The sequence below is a fragment of the Sporosarcina sp. FSL K6-3457 genome (genome assembly GCF_038007285.1).
In the GTDB taxonomy this organism is placed as follows: Bacteria; Bacillota; Bacilli; order Bacillales_A; family Planococcaceae; genus Sporosarcina.
This window is the reverse complement of the sequence record NZ_JBBOWX010000001.1, coordinates 2,732,747-2,746,506: the sequence shown is the minus strand read 5'-3', so window position 1 is coordinate 2,746,506 and position 13,760 is coordinate 2,732,747. Positions and strand designations below refer to the sequence as shown.

The window sequence follows — 13,760 nt, the reverse complement described above, 5'->3', positions numbered from 1 at the left end:
TCATGTATAATGAAAGCCAGAATGCGATCCGATTCGTAAAACGGATGATCTGAAAGCGGGGTGTCGATCATGGATTCATACGATAAGACGATGAAATTCAACTTTCCCGAGGAGTCGATGGAGCAAGAAGTGAAGCAGGTCATGCTCCATGTGCACAAGGCGCTTGACGACAAGGGGTATAATCCAATCAACCAGATTGTCGGCTATCTTTTATCGGGCGATCCAGCGTATATACCACGTCATGAGGAAGCACGAAATTTAATTCGGAAATTGGAACGGGACGAGATTTTAGAAGAACTTGTCAAGTTTTATATCCGTGAAAACGGAGGAAAACCGGATTGAGGACAATGGGATTGGATGTAGGGACCAAAACGGTCGGCGTTGCGATCAGTGATGCGCTTGGGTGGACAGCCCAGGGCATTGAAACGATAAAGATCGATGAAAGTGCCGGCCAGTTTGGCATGGAAAGAATCCAGGAGCTTGTAAAAGAATACGATGTGACTGGATTTGTAGTGGGCTACCCTAAAAATATGAATAATACAGTCGGACCGAGAGGCGAAGCATCTGAAATGTATGCGGAACTTTTAACAGATACATTCGGTTTCCCAGCTATATTATGGGATGAGCGATTGACGACGATGGCAGCAGAGCGTGTATTAATAGATGCAGATGTGAGTCGTAAAAAAAGAAAGACTGTCATTGATAAGATGGCAGCAATCATGATACTCCAAGGGTATCTTGATTCAAAAAATTGAAGAGGTGATCGGAATGGAACACGGACAAGAGACAATGACGATTGTAGACGAGAATGGAATTGAGCATGTATGTGAGGTTATTTTTACATTCGATTCAGAGGAATTCGGTAAATCATATGTGCTGTATCATGTATTAGGTGAAGAGGATACAGAGGACGATGAAGAAGTCGAAATCCACGCATCTTCATTCATTCCTTCTGAAGACAATGAGGATGGCGAATTGATGCCAATCGAAGATGACGCAGAATGGGAAATGATCGAAGAAATGTTAAACACGTTCCTTGCAGAAGAGGACGAAGACGAAGAGTAATTTATCTTCATTCAGCAAAAGACTCCCACCTTTATAGGTGGAGAGATGAATGCGATTTTGTTTTCTTGTTCAGCGGGTGTTTAAACGCCCGCTGAATGAAGATAAAGCCTCCGGCGGATGTCACAGATTTTGAAAGGAGTCAATCGAGCAAGCTCGATTCAAAATCTGGACGCAATTACGCCAAGGCGTAATTGATAAGTGCACGGACGGGACGGTGCAGACCGTTCCGTTTTTTGCATTGATGTGACATACATTTCATTTTACAGGGGCTATGGTCGATGCTCAATTGAAAGAGGTGGATTACGCATGGAGAACGGTTCGAAAAAGGATGTTATGTTCGAACGGATGCGTGAAAAGAAGAAAGAAGTGAAAATCGTTCGGCGAATTGTTCTTGTCATAACGCTAGTTGTTCTGATTGTTGGACTTATTGGTGGTCGTTCTGTCTATAAGTACATAACAGGTGCACTGCAACCGATCGATCCAGATTCCGAGGAAGTGATTGAAGTAGAAATTCCAATCGGTTCGGGTCTGGATACGATTTCGGCTAAATTAGCCGAAAAAGGAATTATTAAGGATGCACGCATCTTTAAGTATTATGCAAAATTCAATAATGAATCGCAATTTCAGGCAGGGACGTATGATTTGACAAAGGCCATGACGTTGGATGAGTTAATTGAAAGTCTGAAAACTGGAAGAGTGTACAGAGAGCCTGTATTCACCATGACGGTTCCGGAAGGGTTAACCCTCAAGCAAATTGCTACGGTTATTGAAAAACGCACAGGGATTCCTGAAAAAGAATTTCTGGATTATGTCAATGACGAAGCAACGATTAGTATGCTAATGGGTAAATATTCAACCATTTTGACAGAGGATATCCAAGCTGAAAATATCAAATATCCTTTAGAGGGGTATTTATTCCCAGCGACATATCCTTTTTATGAGGAAAAGCCTACTGTTGCGACGGTTGTTGACACGATGATTCAAGCAACCGCAACAAATGTCACGCCTTTCTTCGACTTTCTTCAAAGAGAAGAGAAATCAGTACACTGGCTGCTGACGTTCGCTTCCTTACTGGAGGAAGAGGCGACAGCACAGTCGGATAGAGAAACGATTGCAAGCGTATTTTACAATCGTCTGAAGATTGACATGCCATTACAAACGGATCCAACAGTCCTGTACGCACTAGGGGAGCATAAGGATCGAGTTCTCTATGCGGATTTGGAAGTGCAAGATCCCTATAATACGTATGTCAATAAAGGTTTACCACCTGGCCCAATTGCCGGAGCAGGAAAGTCGTCACTCGAAGCGGTTATCGATCCTTCGCAGACAGACTATCTTTATTTCTTAGCAGATAAGCAAGGTGTCAACCATTTCACCGATTCGTACGATCAACATTTGAAAAACCGGGACCTTTATTTATCCGGAGACTGAGAGGAACAGCATGAGTAAGTATGCGGCATATGTAGCCGAATTTAACAAAGAGCAAGGTCCATTTGTCGTTGAGATGGAGCAGTATGCGGCAACGCATCATGTACCGATTATGGACAGGGGCGGTATGGAGCTGTTTATCAGCCTATTACGCATTCAACAGCCACAAAGAATCCTTGAAATTGGCAGTGCTATCGGCTACTCTGCGATTCGAATTGCAGAGGCACTGCCAGAAGCCTCTGTCGTAACGATTGAACGAGACACCGCGAGATACGTAAAAGCTGTCGATTATATTACCCGCAGTGGATTGGGCGAGCGGATTACCATTATTGAAGCAGACGCGCTGCTGACAGAAGAAGCCGTTATCTTCAATCAATCATATGATGCGCTGTTCATCGATGCTGCCAAAGGGCAATATAAACGTTTTTTCGAAAAGTATTCGCCAATTGTTGCAACTGGGGGCGTTATCTACTGCGACAATATGTTCATGCACGGCGTCGTGCTGTACGATGAACAAGAAATACCGAGGCGTAATCGCACGATGATACGTAATTTAAAAGAATTTACTGCATGGATTATGGCTCATCCAGATTACGAAACATCGCTATTACCTGTCGGGGATGGATTATTAATCGCAGTGAAGAAATAATGATAGGCTAAGGAGAAGTTAGACATGCAATCTAGAAAACCTCTCGTCATCGGTATCGCCGGTGGTTCGGGATCCGGTAAGACAAGCGTTACCCATTCAATCTATGATGTATTCAAAGAGCATTCTGTCGTCGTAATAGAACAGGATTATTATTACAAAGATCAGTCTCACTTAGCGTTTGAAGAACGGCTAGAAACAAATTATGATCATCCATTAGCGTTTGACACAGATTTGTTGATTAGTCATGTAGAGGAGCTTCTTCAGCGGAAATCAGTAGAGAAACCCGTGTACAATTATTCATTACATACACGGTCTGACGAGACAATACACATCGAACCACAGGATGTCATTATCCTGGAGGGGATTTTAGTGCTCGAAGATGCTCGCCTGCGTGAACTGATGAATATTAAGTTATTCGTTGATACAGACGCTGATTTACGTATTATTCGTCGTATTATGAGGGATATTAATGAGCGGGGCCGTACCATTGAATCGGTCATCGATCAGTATTTGTCAGTCGTTCGCCCGATGCATAATCAATTCATTGAACCAACGAAGAGATATGCCGATATTATCATCCCGGAAGGCGGGCATAATGAAGTTGCAATTGACTTAATGGTTACAAAAATAAAAACAATTCTTGAATCTGGAACGAAACTGTAATATGATGATGACAGAATTCTATACAGATGAACACTATGTCGCATACCTATCGCAGGAGTGGCATAGTATTTTTATGAACAGGAATATGAGGAGTGTTGTGAAATGATTACAGAGAAGAAGTTTCCAATGACTGTAGCAGGTAAACAAAAATTAGAAGAAGAGCTTGAGTTTTTAAAAACGGTTAAGCGCAAGGAAATCGTCGAACGTATTAAAATTGCACGTAGTTACGGCGACCTTTCAGAGAACTCGGAATACGATTCTGCCAAAGAAGACCAAGGTTTCCTAGAAGGTAAAATTTCATCGCTTGAGTCGATGATTCGTAATTCGGTTATTATTACTGAAGATGAGCTGAATACCGATGAAGTGCGACTCGGGAAAACGGTTACATTTAAAGAGTTGCCAGATGGCGATGAAGAGACATATACGATTGTCGGTTCTGCTGAAGCTAATCCAATCGAAGGACTCATTTCAAATGATTCACCGATTGCTAAAGGATTGATAGGCCGTCGCAAAGACGACGAAGTAAAAATTATGACTCCAGGTGGAGAAATGTTGGTTATCATTGTTGAAATAAAATGAAGTGTCAATAGCCACCTTCGTCATTGAGGGTGGTTTTTTCACCATTTAGGAGAAACAAATTTTCTTGGGAATCGTCATTTTATAGTGTGAATAGCTAACGAAATGAAAATGGAGGATGATGACATATGACTGAAAGAGGACCTGATTTTTCAAGATCGGGACGTAACAAAAATCGAAAACGTTCGAGTATTATGTTGAATAGCTTGATTGGAGTTGTTGTCCTACTCATTATCATTGTGGCTGCGACGATATTTCTTGGAAATGAAGACGATGAACAAATGGCTGACGAGGAATTGATCACAACAGATGGTGCTGACATTCAGTCAGAAGAGACTGACAACCCGGTGATTGAAGACGAACCTGCTATCGAAGAAGATGATTTTGAAGCAGAGGACAGCACGTCTGAATCATTCAGCGGAGAAGCATCTGGTGAAACGGAAGCATCTACGCCGAAGCAAGAAGCTGAAGTAGATGTAGAGGCTGAAGTGGAAAAGGAAGATGAACCTGAAAGTGGAGGTTCGGTTACTTACCTCACGTCCGATGATGATATCATCGCTGAGACAATTATAAGTGCAGCGTGGAAACCAATTGGCACGACTCAATCAGGCGAACATGCATCACAGTATGATGGGAAATCTGTTGACTGGGTGGAAAAACAGCAAGCACTTGCCTATGCCACTGGGTTACCTCAAGAATCGATGCTTTTTTTGAAAATCAAAAATGGTGGAGACCCGCAAAAGTCGATAGGAATTGTTTCATCAAGGGATAAAGAAGAAAAATATCGTGTCTATTTAGAGTGGGTAGATGGCGAAGGGTGGAAGCCTGTTAAAATGGACGTTTTGAAGACGTTGGACTTTGAGTATTAAGAGATAGAGCGTAAAGAAACGGTTGGAGGGAATAGCATGAAAATCGCAGTGATTGGTGCAATGGAAGAAGAAGTAGAACTTTTACGAGAAGAAGTCGGTTCAGGTCAAGTAACAACAGTTGCGGGTTGTGAATTCATCAATGGACAAATTGGCGAACATACGGTGATTCTTGTGAAAAGTGGTATTGGTAAAGTGAATGCAGCTATGGCAACGACGCTTCTTTTGAATAATTTTAAGCCAGATGTCGTATTGAATACAGGGTCAGCAGGTGGCTTCTTAGAATCCCTTGAAGTAGGCACGGTTGTGATTTCTGATGAAGTACGTCATCATGATGTCGATGTGACAGCATTTGGTTATGAGCTTGGTCAAGTACCTGGACAACCTGCAGCATATCGCTCAGATGAAAAGCTGATTGACGTAGCGCGTGCTGCTGTTGAGGAACTCGGAGAGCATGCACATGCGACAGGGCTAATTGCTTCTGGGGATACGTTTATGAGCGATGCTGAGCATGTTGATAAAGTGAAGAAGCAATTCCCGACGATGATTGCGGCAGAGATGGAAGCAGCGGCTGTTGCACAAGTTTGTCATCAATTCGGTACGCCGTTCGTTGTAATTCGTGCGTTATCAGATATCGCAGGCAAAGAATCATCGATTAGCTTCGATGAGTTCCTTCCAATTGCGGCTCGCCATTCAACGGATATTGTTTTAAAAGCTATCTCGAAACTTTGAGTGTTTCATGATAAGATAGATGTATAGATAGTTCTTATTTATACATCTTCAAGGAGGGATTTCACATGTTATTTCTAATGACAGGTGTGTTTATCGCATCAACAATCATTGCAGTCGTTATTTCCCGTGAGGTTCGTGCGGATTGAGTAATCAATTACGCCTCGGCGTAATTGCGTCCGGATTTTTTCGAGCGAGCTCGAAAAGCTTCCCTAAAAATCCGTGACATCCGCCGGAGGCTTTATCTGGAGTCAGCGGGAATTTGAACTCCCGCTGAATAAAAGGCATCTTGCATTCATCCTGCCACTAAGGAGAAATAAAACTTAATTTCTCCCCCTAGAATAGGGAGTTTCTGCTGAATTCAGATAAAAGAAGAGGCGTTTCCTGTGCTGGGATCACTCCCGCATGGAAACGCCTTTTTGTTTTTTTATCGGTGTCAAGCTCTAGCGACTAGGGGCTTCTGCATTTCTTTATTCGTTGTATTCATGCTTAAATAGCTGATACAATTTAACGATTGCACGTTTTTCGATGCGGGAGACGTAGCTTCTGGAAATATCGAGCTGTTCGGCGATTTCTTTTTGCGTCATCGGTTGATCGTCTAGCAAACCGTAGCGTCTTTGAATGATTTCGAGTTCCCGGCCATCCAGTTTCCCGAGATGGCGATATAATCTTTCTTTGCGTTCCTTGTGCTCGACTGCTTCGACGGGGGTTTCATCATCCGTTTGAAGCAAATCTGCAATTTGCAGTGATTGACCGTCTTTATCCATACCGATTGGATCGAAGAGGGAAACGTCCTTTTGAACTTTTTTCTGCGTGCGCAAATACATCAGTATTTCATTTTCAATACAGCGAGCGGCGTACGTGGCAAGTTTTGTTTTGCGGTCGGGTGTGAAACTGTTCACGGCTTTCATGAGTCCGATGGTTCCAATGGAGATATAATCATCAAGCAATTCGTGTTTTGGATGGAATTTTTTTACGATGTGAGCAACAAGGCGCATATTGCGTTCAATCAGTTCGTCTCTAGCGTCCTCATCGCCTTCTGCAAGGCGTTGTAGGCAAGCTGCTTCTTCTTCCTTCGAAAGGGGACGCTGGAAAGCCTGCCCTCGAATATAGCCGATCACTGCAGGAACTTCGAGCCATAGCTGTACAATTGCCATGACAAACCCGCTCATCGGGCCACCTCCTGTGTCGTTGTATGACAGCATATGCGGTCGGGTCCTGCCATATCACCGATTTTTTAGTCGGACAGGCGATACAGGATGTCCGTATTTTCTCGTCTATACTCCGGGCGCCAGACGCTTTTGTTCAACAACGCGTGTAAAGTGCATGATTATGTTATAATCATTTCAGAAACAGTACTATATCGGAGTGGATAACGTGTATAACAATTTTTTGCCAGGTGAATACGTCAAAAGCGTTTTTCATATTCAACCAGAGAAACTAGTGGCCCGAGGCGTTAAAGGTATTATTACCGATCTAGACAATACACTTGTTGAATGGGACCGCCCCCATGCAACTGCTGAAATTATTGACTGGGTGACATCCATGAGAGATGTTGGCATACAAGTGATGATTGTTTCGAATAACAATAATGTGCGGGTCAAAGCATTTTGTGATCCGCTCGGTATTCCATTTATTTGTGAGGCGCGTAAGCCACTCAAGAAGTCTTTTAATAAGGCGCTTACCACTATGGGTATCCAAAAAGAGCAAGCGGTTTTCATCGGTGACCAGATGATGACCGATATTTTAGGCGGTAACAGAGCAGGCTTGCACACAATACTTGTTGTGCCAGTGGCGAACTCTGATGGCTTCTTTACAAAGTTTAACCGAATGATGGAAAGAAGAATTATGGCTAATTTGAAACGTAAAGGCCTGTTGAAGTGGGAGGAATAAGTTTGGAAGACATAAAATGTATTGGTTGTGGCATTACGATTCAGACCGACAATCCGAAAATAGAGGGGTATGCGCCTCCTGCATCGTTAGAAAAAGAAGACGTCATTTGCAAACGTTGTTTCCGACTGCGTAATTATAATGAATTGCAGCCTGTCTCATTATCAGGTGATGATTTTCTCAATATCTTGAATGGCATTGGTCAGAAAGATGGCTTGGTCGTCAAAGTTGTCGATATTTTTGATTTCAATGGTAGCTGGATCAATGGCTTACACCGTTTTGTAGGTCAGAAAGATATTTTACTGATTGGCAATAAAGCAGATATATTACCGAAATCATTGAATCCAAATCGTTTGATTAACTGGATGAAGACAGAGGCAGCGAAACTAGGCTTGAAGCCGATTGACGTGTTACTCGTTTCTGCTCATACAGGAAAAGGAATGGAAGAGGCGCTAACAGCCATTGATACACATCGTCATGGTAAGGATGTCTATGTGGTCGGCTGTACAAATGTCGGAAAATCGACGTTCATCAATCGGATTATTAAAAGTGTGACAGGTATTGGGGAGGTCATTACGACTTCTCATTTCCCAGGAACAACACTGGACCTTGTTGAAATTCCACTAGATGATGGGAAGGCAATTTACGATACACCAGGGATCATCAACGATCACCAGATTGCCCATTATCTTGATGCGCAGGATTTGAAAGCTATCACACCTAAAAAAGAAATTAAGCCAAAGGTGTTCCAGCTGAATGCGGAACAGACGCTATATATTGGAGGACTCGCTCGTTTTGATTTTATAGCGGGGGATCGCTCTTCCTTTACGATTCATGTGTCCAATCATTTACCGATTCACCGGACAAAGTTAGCGAATGCAGATGCGTTGTATAAGGAACACTTAGGTGAGCTATTATCGCCGCCGTCTGGTGAATCGTTAGAGAAGCTACCACCATTCGTGCGTCATGAGTTTTCGATTAAAAAAGGCAAAATGGATTTGGTCATTTCGGGGCTTGGATGGGTAACAATCCAGCATCCGGGCGTTGTTGTCGCCGTTCATGCACCGCGCGGCGTCGATGTTGTTCTGCGACCAGCCTTAATCTAAGGAGGAACATCCTATGAAAAAATGGCACGCCGTTATTGGAGACCCAATCGCCCAGTCGATGTCTCCAGCAATGCATGATGCTTGGTTTATAGAAAATGACATCGATGCTTCGTATATCCCGATTCATGTAACAGCAGCAGGATTTCAGGATGCTGTAGCTGGCTTGAAAAATTTGGGTTGTAGCGGTTGGAATGTGACGGTACCGCATAAAAGTGCGATTATTCCATTTCTAGACCAGTTGGAACCATCTGCTCAATTAATGGACGCAGTCAATACGGTTCACGTTCTGCCAGATGGTAAGCTTGTTGGATCTAATACAGACGGGCTGGGCTTTGTTCGGGCGCTAGAAGAAGCATATGGCGTGCAGTGCAAGGGGAAGAAAGTTTTGATTATTGGTGCTGGTGGCGCGGCGCGGGGGATTGCTTATGGACTCCACAGCATGGGGTACGGACCGATTTCATTTACAAATCGAACAATGGAGAAAGCTGAACAATTGGCGGCAGGTATAGCGAATTCGGAAGTATTAACGATCGAAGAGGCAGCGTCCTCGCTTGCTGAATTTGGATTGATTGTTCAAACAACGACTGTCGGCATGAACTTTGCGCAACCAGGTATGCCGTTAGACCCGAAGAACATGGTGGCAGGAACTGTTGTTGCTGATATTATCTATAACCCACTTGCAACTGAATTCCTTGCAGAAGCCCGTAAAAAGGGTGCACAAACGATGAATGGCGTCGGTATGTTTGTCCACCAAGGTGCACTCGCTTTTGAAACATGGACAGGTGTCCGACCGAATACAGAAAAAATGATACAAAAAATAACAACATCTCTTGGAGGTTAACACATGTTAACAGGTAAACAAAAAAGATTTTTACGCAGTAACGCTAATCATTTACAACCGCTCGTTCATATTGGGAAAAGTGGCTTGACACAGTCAGTTATTGCTCAAATTGAAGAAGCGTTAGAAGCAAAAGAGTTGATCAAAGTAACGATTTTACAAAATTGTGAGGAAGACAAAAACGATATTGCTGCAAAGCTTGATAACGAGGTGGGTATTGAAGTTGTCCAAGTGATTGGTAGTATTATTGTATTATATAAAGAATCAAAAGAGAAAAAACGTATCGAACTGCCGTAAGGGGGTGCGATATTATGAAAAAAGTAGGCATACTTGGTGGGACGTTCAACCCACCTCATATCGGCCATTTACTTGTCGCCAATGAAGTTCGGCATAAGCTCAACCTCGATGAAGTTCGATTGATGCCGACAGCGGTTCCCCCCCATAAGACAGCGCCAGGCGATGCTACGGCTACGCAGCGCCTTCATATGGTGGAGATGGCTGTGGCAGGCATAGATGGGCTAGTCGTATCTCCGTTTGAAGTTGAACGAGGTGGTATTTCCTACACTTATGATACGATGGAGCAGTTAAAGACTCTTGAGCCTAATAACGACTTTTATTTCATTATTGGCGGCGATATGATTGACTTGTTGCCGGAATGGCATCGTATTGAAGAGCTTGCGACACTTATTCATTTTGTGGGTGTAGGACGACCAGGAACGATTGGTGAAACCGATTATCCAATTATCCATGTAGACATTCCGCAAATTGATTTGTCATCGACGTTAATTCGGCAACGTTTTGCTCATAAGGGTACCATCCAATTGTTAATCCCACCTACTGTGGAGGCATTTATCCGTGAGGAGGGTTTATATGGATGTTAACGAACTAAAACAACAACTAGTGCAACGACTATCAACAGCACGTTATGAACACGTTTTACGTGTCGCAGAAACGGCAAAGTTGCTGGCGATAAAGTACCAGATGTCAGTTGAACAAGCGGAGCAGGCGGCATTGTTCCATGACATTGCAAAATGTATGGATAAGGATGATTTACGTCTGTATCTTGTGCGATGGAGTCAGGATTCACGACTGACCTCATTCCACCACGAATTATGGCATGCGCCAGTGGGTGCGATGATTGCACGTGATGAATTCGGTATCGAGGATGAGGATGTATTGAATGCGGTCCGTTATCATACGACGGGTCGTGCCGATATGTCTATGCTTGAAAAACTTATCTACATCGCAGATATGATTGAACCTGGACGCAGTTTTCCAGGCGTGGAAATTTTAAGACAACGAGCTGAAGAAAATCTCGATATAGCAATGGAAGCTTGCATCTATCAGTCAGTGCAATTTCTGGTGAATAAAAGAGTGCCGGTTTTTCCGGATTCAATTGACTGTTATAATGAGTATGTAAACAAGAAGGGGACAGTGACATAATGACAACTACATTACTAGCAACAGCTTATAAAGCGGTGGATGATAAAAAAGGGGAAGACATTGTCGTCTTAAACATGGAAGGCGTTTCGCTTATTGCGGACCAATTCATCATTTGCCATGCCAACTCAGAACGACAAGTCCAAGCTATAGCAAAAGAAGTAGCGGATAAAGCTTCAGAAAACGGTTATATGGTGAAAAGAGTTGAAGGAATGGATTTAGCAAGATGGGTACTCATCGATCTTGGCGACGTTGTTGTTCATGTATTCCATCGCGATGAGCGCGGTTACTACAACCTTGAAAAGCTTTGGGGAGACGCCCCGTTGCTTGATATGGCTGAAGGAAAATGACGCAGTCCTATACTGAATTTGCCGCTGTCTATGATGAACTCATGACGGATATTCCCTACGATGCTTACGTTGATCTACTAGACGAAGCAGCGGGGGGGATTGCCGGTAAACGCGTATTGGATATCGGCTGCGGAACGGGATTATTATCCGTGAAACTTGCAAAGATTGGTGCGAAAGTCACGGGAATTGACCTTTCTGCCGAAATGCTTGCAGTAGCAGAAGGACGGGCAAAGGCACTTTCCTTGCCCGTTCAATTCATTGAACAACCGATGCAGCAACTAGCCGGTTTTACTGGCTTTGACCTAGCTGTTATTGCGATTGATTCACTGAATTATTTAGCAGATCAAGAAGATGTGCAAGCAACATTTCAGCAAATCTATGCATCACTCGCTGTAGGAGGGGCATTGGTGTTTGATGTCCATTCAACGTTTAAAACAGATGTGATTTTTATGGAAGGTCCTTTTACGTTTGATGATGGTCGAATTGCGTACATATGGGAAACGGAAGAGGGCGAACAGCCCCACTCTGTGGATTCCGAACTGGCCTTTTTTATTCAAGAAGCGAATGGATTGTATAGACGTTTTGATGAAGTTCATAGCCAGCGCACGTTTGCAGTCCATGATTATGTGGAAATGCTGATGGAAGCAGGATTTTCCGTGGAACGAATTTTTGCGGATTGGGAAGATGAGCCGCCGCATGAAGAAAGTGAACGAATATTTTTTCAAGTACGAAAATAACTCTAATCCTTTTTAGTATCTAAAAAGATACAAGGCACTGTTGATTTATGGAGTATTTTGCAATATAATGGAAAGGACTCCATATGGATGCTGCTGAAGGAAGGTGAATGTACTGTTTCTTTCGTTTGTATCTAGTAAATGGCGTAAAATCATAACCCCAATCGCAGCAATCGCTGTCATATTCGCCGTACTGTTCCTCCCCAAAGGACAGGCTGACAACAATGCGTTTGTCATGAGCGAACAAAACCCATTCCCTGAATTGATAGAACTATCAAGTGAAGAAGTGATAGAAACGACAGAGATTATTGTCTCCGTTCCTATTGTTGTGGACGTAAAAGGAGCGATTTTGCATCCTGGTGTCTATTCGATGCAACCAGAAGACCGTCTTATTGATGCCATTCATGCAGCAGGCGGTTATTTGCCTACTGCTGATTCTCGCATGCTGAATCATGCGATGAAATTAGTGGATGAAATGGTCATTTATGTGCCCGTCGAAGGAGAACAACCTGTAGAGCTCGCGTCACTCCCGATGATTGGGACAACCGTGCAACAAGATGACGGAAAAATCAATATCAATACCGCGGATGAACAACAGCTGATGACCATCCCTGGCATTGGTCCGTCAAAAGCGGCCGCTATTATTCAATATAGGGAGGAGCATGGCTTGTTCAAAATGCCTGAATCGTTGATGGAAGTCTCCGGAATCGGTCAGAAAACATTTGATAAGCTGGTCCTCCAGATTACTGTGGATTAGTGGCGTAACAACTTGCTATAACTAAAAAATGTTGGAGGCAATCATATGGAGCGAATAACATGGGATCAGTTTTTTATGGCTCAATGTCATTTACTAGCATTGAGAAGTACGTGTACAAGGCTTGCAGTTGGTGCAACGATTGTCAGAGATAATCGCATTGTCGCAGGAGGCTATAACGGCTCCATATCGGGAGGAGACCATTGTATCGATCACGGTTGCTATGTCGTCGATAATCATTGTATTCGAACGATTCATGCAGAGATGAATGCATTGCTACAATGTTCGAAATACGGAATACCTGTTGCTGGTTCGACGTTGTATGTCACGCATTTTCCGTGTTTACAATGCTCAAAAGCAATCATCCAGGCAGGAATACGGCAGGTCATTTACTCGACAGATTACCGTAACAATGATTATGCTATTAAACTGTTTGCCCAATCGGGGGTGGCTGTTCAGCATATTCCGTTCGATGAAAAGCATGTCGATTTTACGAGCGATAGCAAGTTGGAGCTATTCAATGAACTGTTGCATAAAATGCAGGAGCTTGGCGTCGACAATGAAGAACTTATCCCTTATAAGCAAAGGGTGGATGGCCTATTCGGAAAATAATAGCGCGTATACGATTCATCTATATCGCCATACCGGTCGCCGTATCAGCATTTGCTGCAT

20 protein-coding genes are annotated in these 13,760 nt (G+C 43.3%); 19 read left to right on the top strand and 1 reads right to left on the bottom strand.

What is annotated here, in order from left to right; all coding sequences use genetic code 11:
• Positions 1 to 69 precede the first annotated feature (69 nt).
• The 9 genes from N1I80_RS13635 (at position 70) to mtnN (ending at position 5,979) form a co-directional block, all read left to right on the top strand.
• Entirely contained in the window at positions 70 to 342 is a 273-nt protein-coding gene (locus N1I80_RS13635; RefSeq protein WP_340738414.1) for an IreB family regulatory phosphoprotein, read from the top strand.
• A complete protein-coding gene (ruvX, locus tag N1I80_RS13630; RefSeq protein ID WP_340738413.1) occupies positions 339 to 755 on the top strand; it encodes a Holliday junction resolvase RuvX in 417 nt (138 codons plus the stop codon). Before N1I80_RS13635 ends, ruvX begins: the two co-directional genes overlap by 4 nt.
• Before the next feature lie 13 nt (positions 756 to 768).
• Entirely contained in the window at positions 769 to 1,065 is a 297-nt protein-coding gene (locus N1I80_RS13625; protein WP_340738412.1) for a DUF1292 domain-containing protein, read from the top strand.
• A 306-nt stretch (positions 1,066 to 1,371) separates the two neighbouring features.
• Positions 1,372 to 2,496: an endolytic transglycosylase MltG gene (mltG, locus tag N1I80_RS13620; protein ID WP_340738411.1), complete on the top strand. Its 1,125-nt coding sequence runs from the start codon at positions 1,372 to 1,374 to the stop codon at positions 2,494 to 2,496.
• 10 nt (positions 2,497 to 2,506) lie between these two features.
• Entirely contained in the window at positions 2,507 to 3,142 is a 636-nt protein-coding gene (locus N1I80_RS13615) for an O-methyltransferase (RefSeq protein WP_340738410.1), read from the top strand.
• Positions 3,143 to 3,166: 24 nt separating this feature from the next.
• Positions 3,167 to 3,805 (top strand): uridine kinase, encoded by a 639-nt coding sequence (udk, locus tag N1I80_RS13610; RefSeq protein WP_340738409.1) that lies wholly within the window; start codon positions 3,167 to 3,169, stop codon positions 3,803 to 3,805.
• A gap of 102 nt (positions 3,806 to 3,907) precedes the next feature.
• On the top strand, positions 3,908 to 4,384 hold the full coding sequence (gene greA / locus N1I80_RS13605) for a transcription elongation factor GreA (protein WP_340738408.1): 477 nt from the start codon (positions 3,908 to 3,910) through the stop codon (positions 4,382 to 4,384).
• A gap of 125 nt (positions 4,385 to 4,509) precedes the next feature.
• Positions 4,510 to 5,250, top strand: coding sequence for a YrrS family protein (locus tag N1I80_RS13600; RefSeq protein WP_340738407.1), 741 nt, complete (start codon positions 4,510 to 4,512; stop codon positions 5,248 to 5,250).
• Positions 5,251 to 5,286: 36 nt separating this feature from the next.
• The gene (gene mtnN / locus N1I80_RS13595) at positions 5,287 to 5,979 is read left to right on the top strand and encodes a 5'-methylthioadenosine/S-adenosylhomocysteine nucleosidase (RefSeq protein ID WP_340738406.1); all 693 of its coding nucleotides are present in this window, start codon (positions 5,287 to 5,289) and stop codon (positions 5,977 to 5,979) included.
• 467 nt (positions 5,980 to 6,446) lie between these two features.
• Here mtnN and sigK read toward each other — a convergent pair whose 3' ends face one another.
• On the bottom strand, positions 6,447 to 7,148 hold the full coding sequence (gene sigK, locus N1I80_RS13590; RefSeq protein ID WP_340738405.1) for an RNA polymerase sporulation sigma factor SigK: 702 nt from the start codon (positions 7,146 to 7,148) through the stop codon (positions 6,447 to 6,449).
• Positions 7,149 to 7,353: 205 nt separating this feature from the next.
• On the opposite strand from sigK, the gene N1I80_RS13585 reads away from it, so the two are divergent.
• The 10 genes from N1I80_RS13585 to N1I80_RS13540 all read left to right on the top strand — a co-directional run bounded on the left by N1I80_RS13585 (position 7,354) and on the right by N1I80_RS13540 (position 13,700).
• Positions 7,354 to 7,869, top strand: coding sequence for a YqeG family HAD IIIA-type phosphatase (locus N1I80_RS13585; RefSeq protein WP_340738404.1), 516 nt, complete (start codon positions 7,354 to 7,356; stop codon positions 7,867 to 7,869).
• A 2-nt stretch (positions 7,870 to 7,871) separates the two neighbouring features.
• Positions 7,872 to 8,972 carry a ribosome biogenesis GTPase YqeH gene (gene yqeH / locus N1I80_RS13580; RefSeq protein WP_340738403.1) on the top strand — a complete coding sequence of 367 codons (1,101 nt, stop codon included), beginning with the start codon at positions 7,872 to 7,874 and terminating at the stop codon, positions 8,970 to 8,972.
• 13 nt (positions 8,973 to 8,985) lie between these two features.
• The gene (gene aroE / locus N1I80_RS13575; RefSeq protein WP_340738402.1) at positions 8,986 to 9,813 is read left to right on the top strand and encodes a shikimate dehydrogenase; all 828 of its coding nucleotides are present in this window, start codon (positions 8,986 to 8,988) and stop codon (positions 9,811 to 9,813) included.
• Between the two features lie 3 nt (positions 9,814 to 9,816).
• Complete coding sequence (gene yhbY / locus N1I80_RS13570) at positions 9,817 to 10,107, top strand: ribosome assembly RNA-binding protein YhbY (RefSeq protein ID WP_340738401.1); 291 nt, start codon at positions 9,817 to 9,819, stop codon at positions 10,105 to 10,107.
• Between the two features lie 14 nt (positions 10,108 to 10,121).
• Entirely contained in the window at positions 10,122 to 10,691 is a 570-nt protein-coding gene (locus N1I80_RS13565) for a nicotinate-nucleotide adenylyltransferase (RefSeq protein WP_340738400.1), read from the top strand.
• On the top strand, positions 10,681 to 11,253 hold the full coding sequence (yqeK, locus tag N1I80_RS13560; RefSeq protein ID WP_340738399.1) for a bis(5'-nucleosyl)-tetraphosphatase (symmetrical) YqeK: 573 nt from the start codon (positions 10,681 to 10,683) through the stop codon (positions 11,251 to 11,253). The genes N1I80_RS13565 and yqeK overlap by 11 nt, the downstream gene beginning before the upstream one ends.
• A complete protein-coding gene (gene rsfS, locus N1I80_RS13555) occupies positions 11,253 to 11,600 on the top strand; it encodes a ribosome silencing factor (RefSeq protein ID WP_340738398.1) in 348 nt (115 codons plus the stop codon). Before yqeK ends, rsfS begins: the two co-directional genes overlap by 1 nt.
• Positions 11,597 to 12,337 carry a class I SAM-dependent DNA methyltransferase gene (locus N1I80_RS13550; RefSeq protein WP_340738397.1) on the top strand — a complete coding sequence of 247 codons (741 nt, stop codon included), beginning with the start codon at positions 11,597 to 11,599 and terminating at the stop codon, positions 12,335 to 12,337. Before rsfS ends, N1I80_RS13550 begins: the two co-directional genes overlap by 4 nt.
• 103 nt (positions 12,338 to 12,440) lie before the next feature.
• Positions 12,441 to 13,091 (top strand): helix-hairpin-helix domain-containing protein, encoded by a 651-nt coding sequence (locus tag N1I80_RS13545; protein WP_340738396.1) that lies wholly within the window; start codon positions 12,441 to 12,443, stop codon positions 13,089 to 13,091.
• A 45-nt stretch (positions 13,092 to 13,136) separates the two neighbouring features.
• Positions 13,137 to 13,700, top strand: coding sequence for a ComE operon protein 2 (locus N1I80_RS13540; protein WP_340738395.1), 564 nt, complete (start codon positions 13,137 to 13,139; stop codon positions 13,698 to 13,700).
• Positions 13,701 to 13,760: the final 60 nt, after the last annotated feature.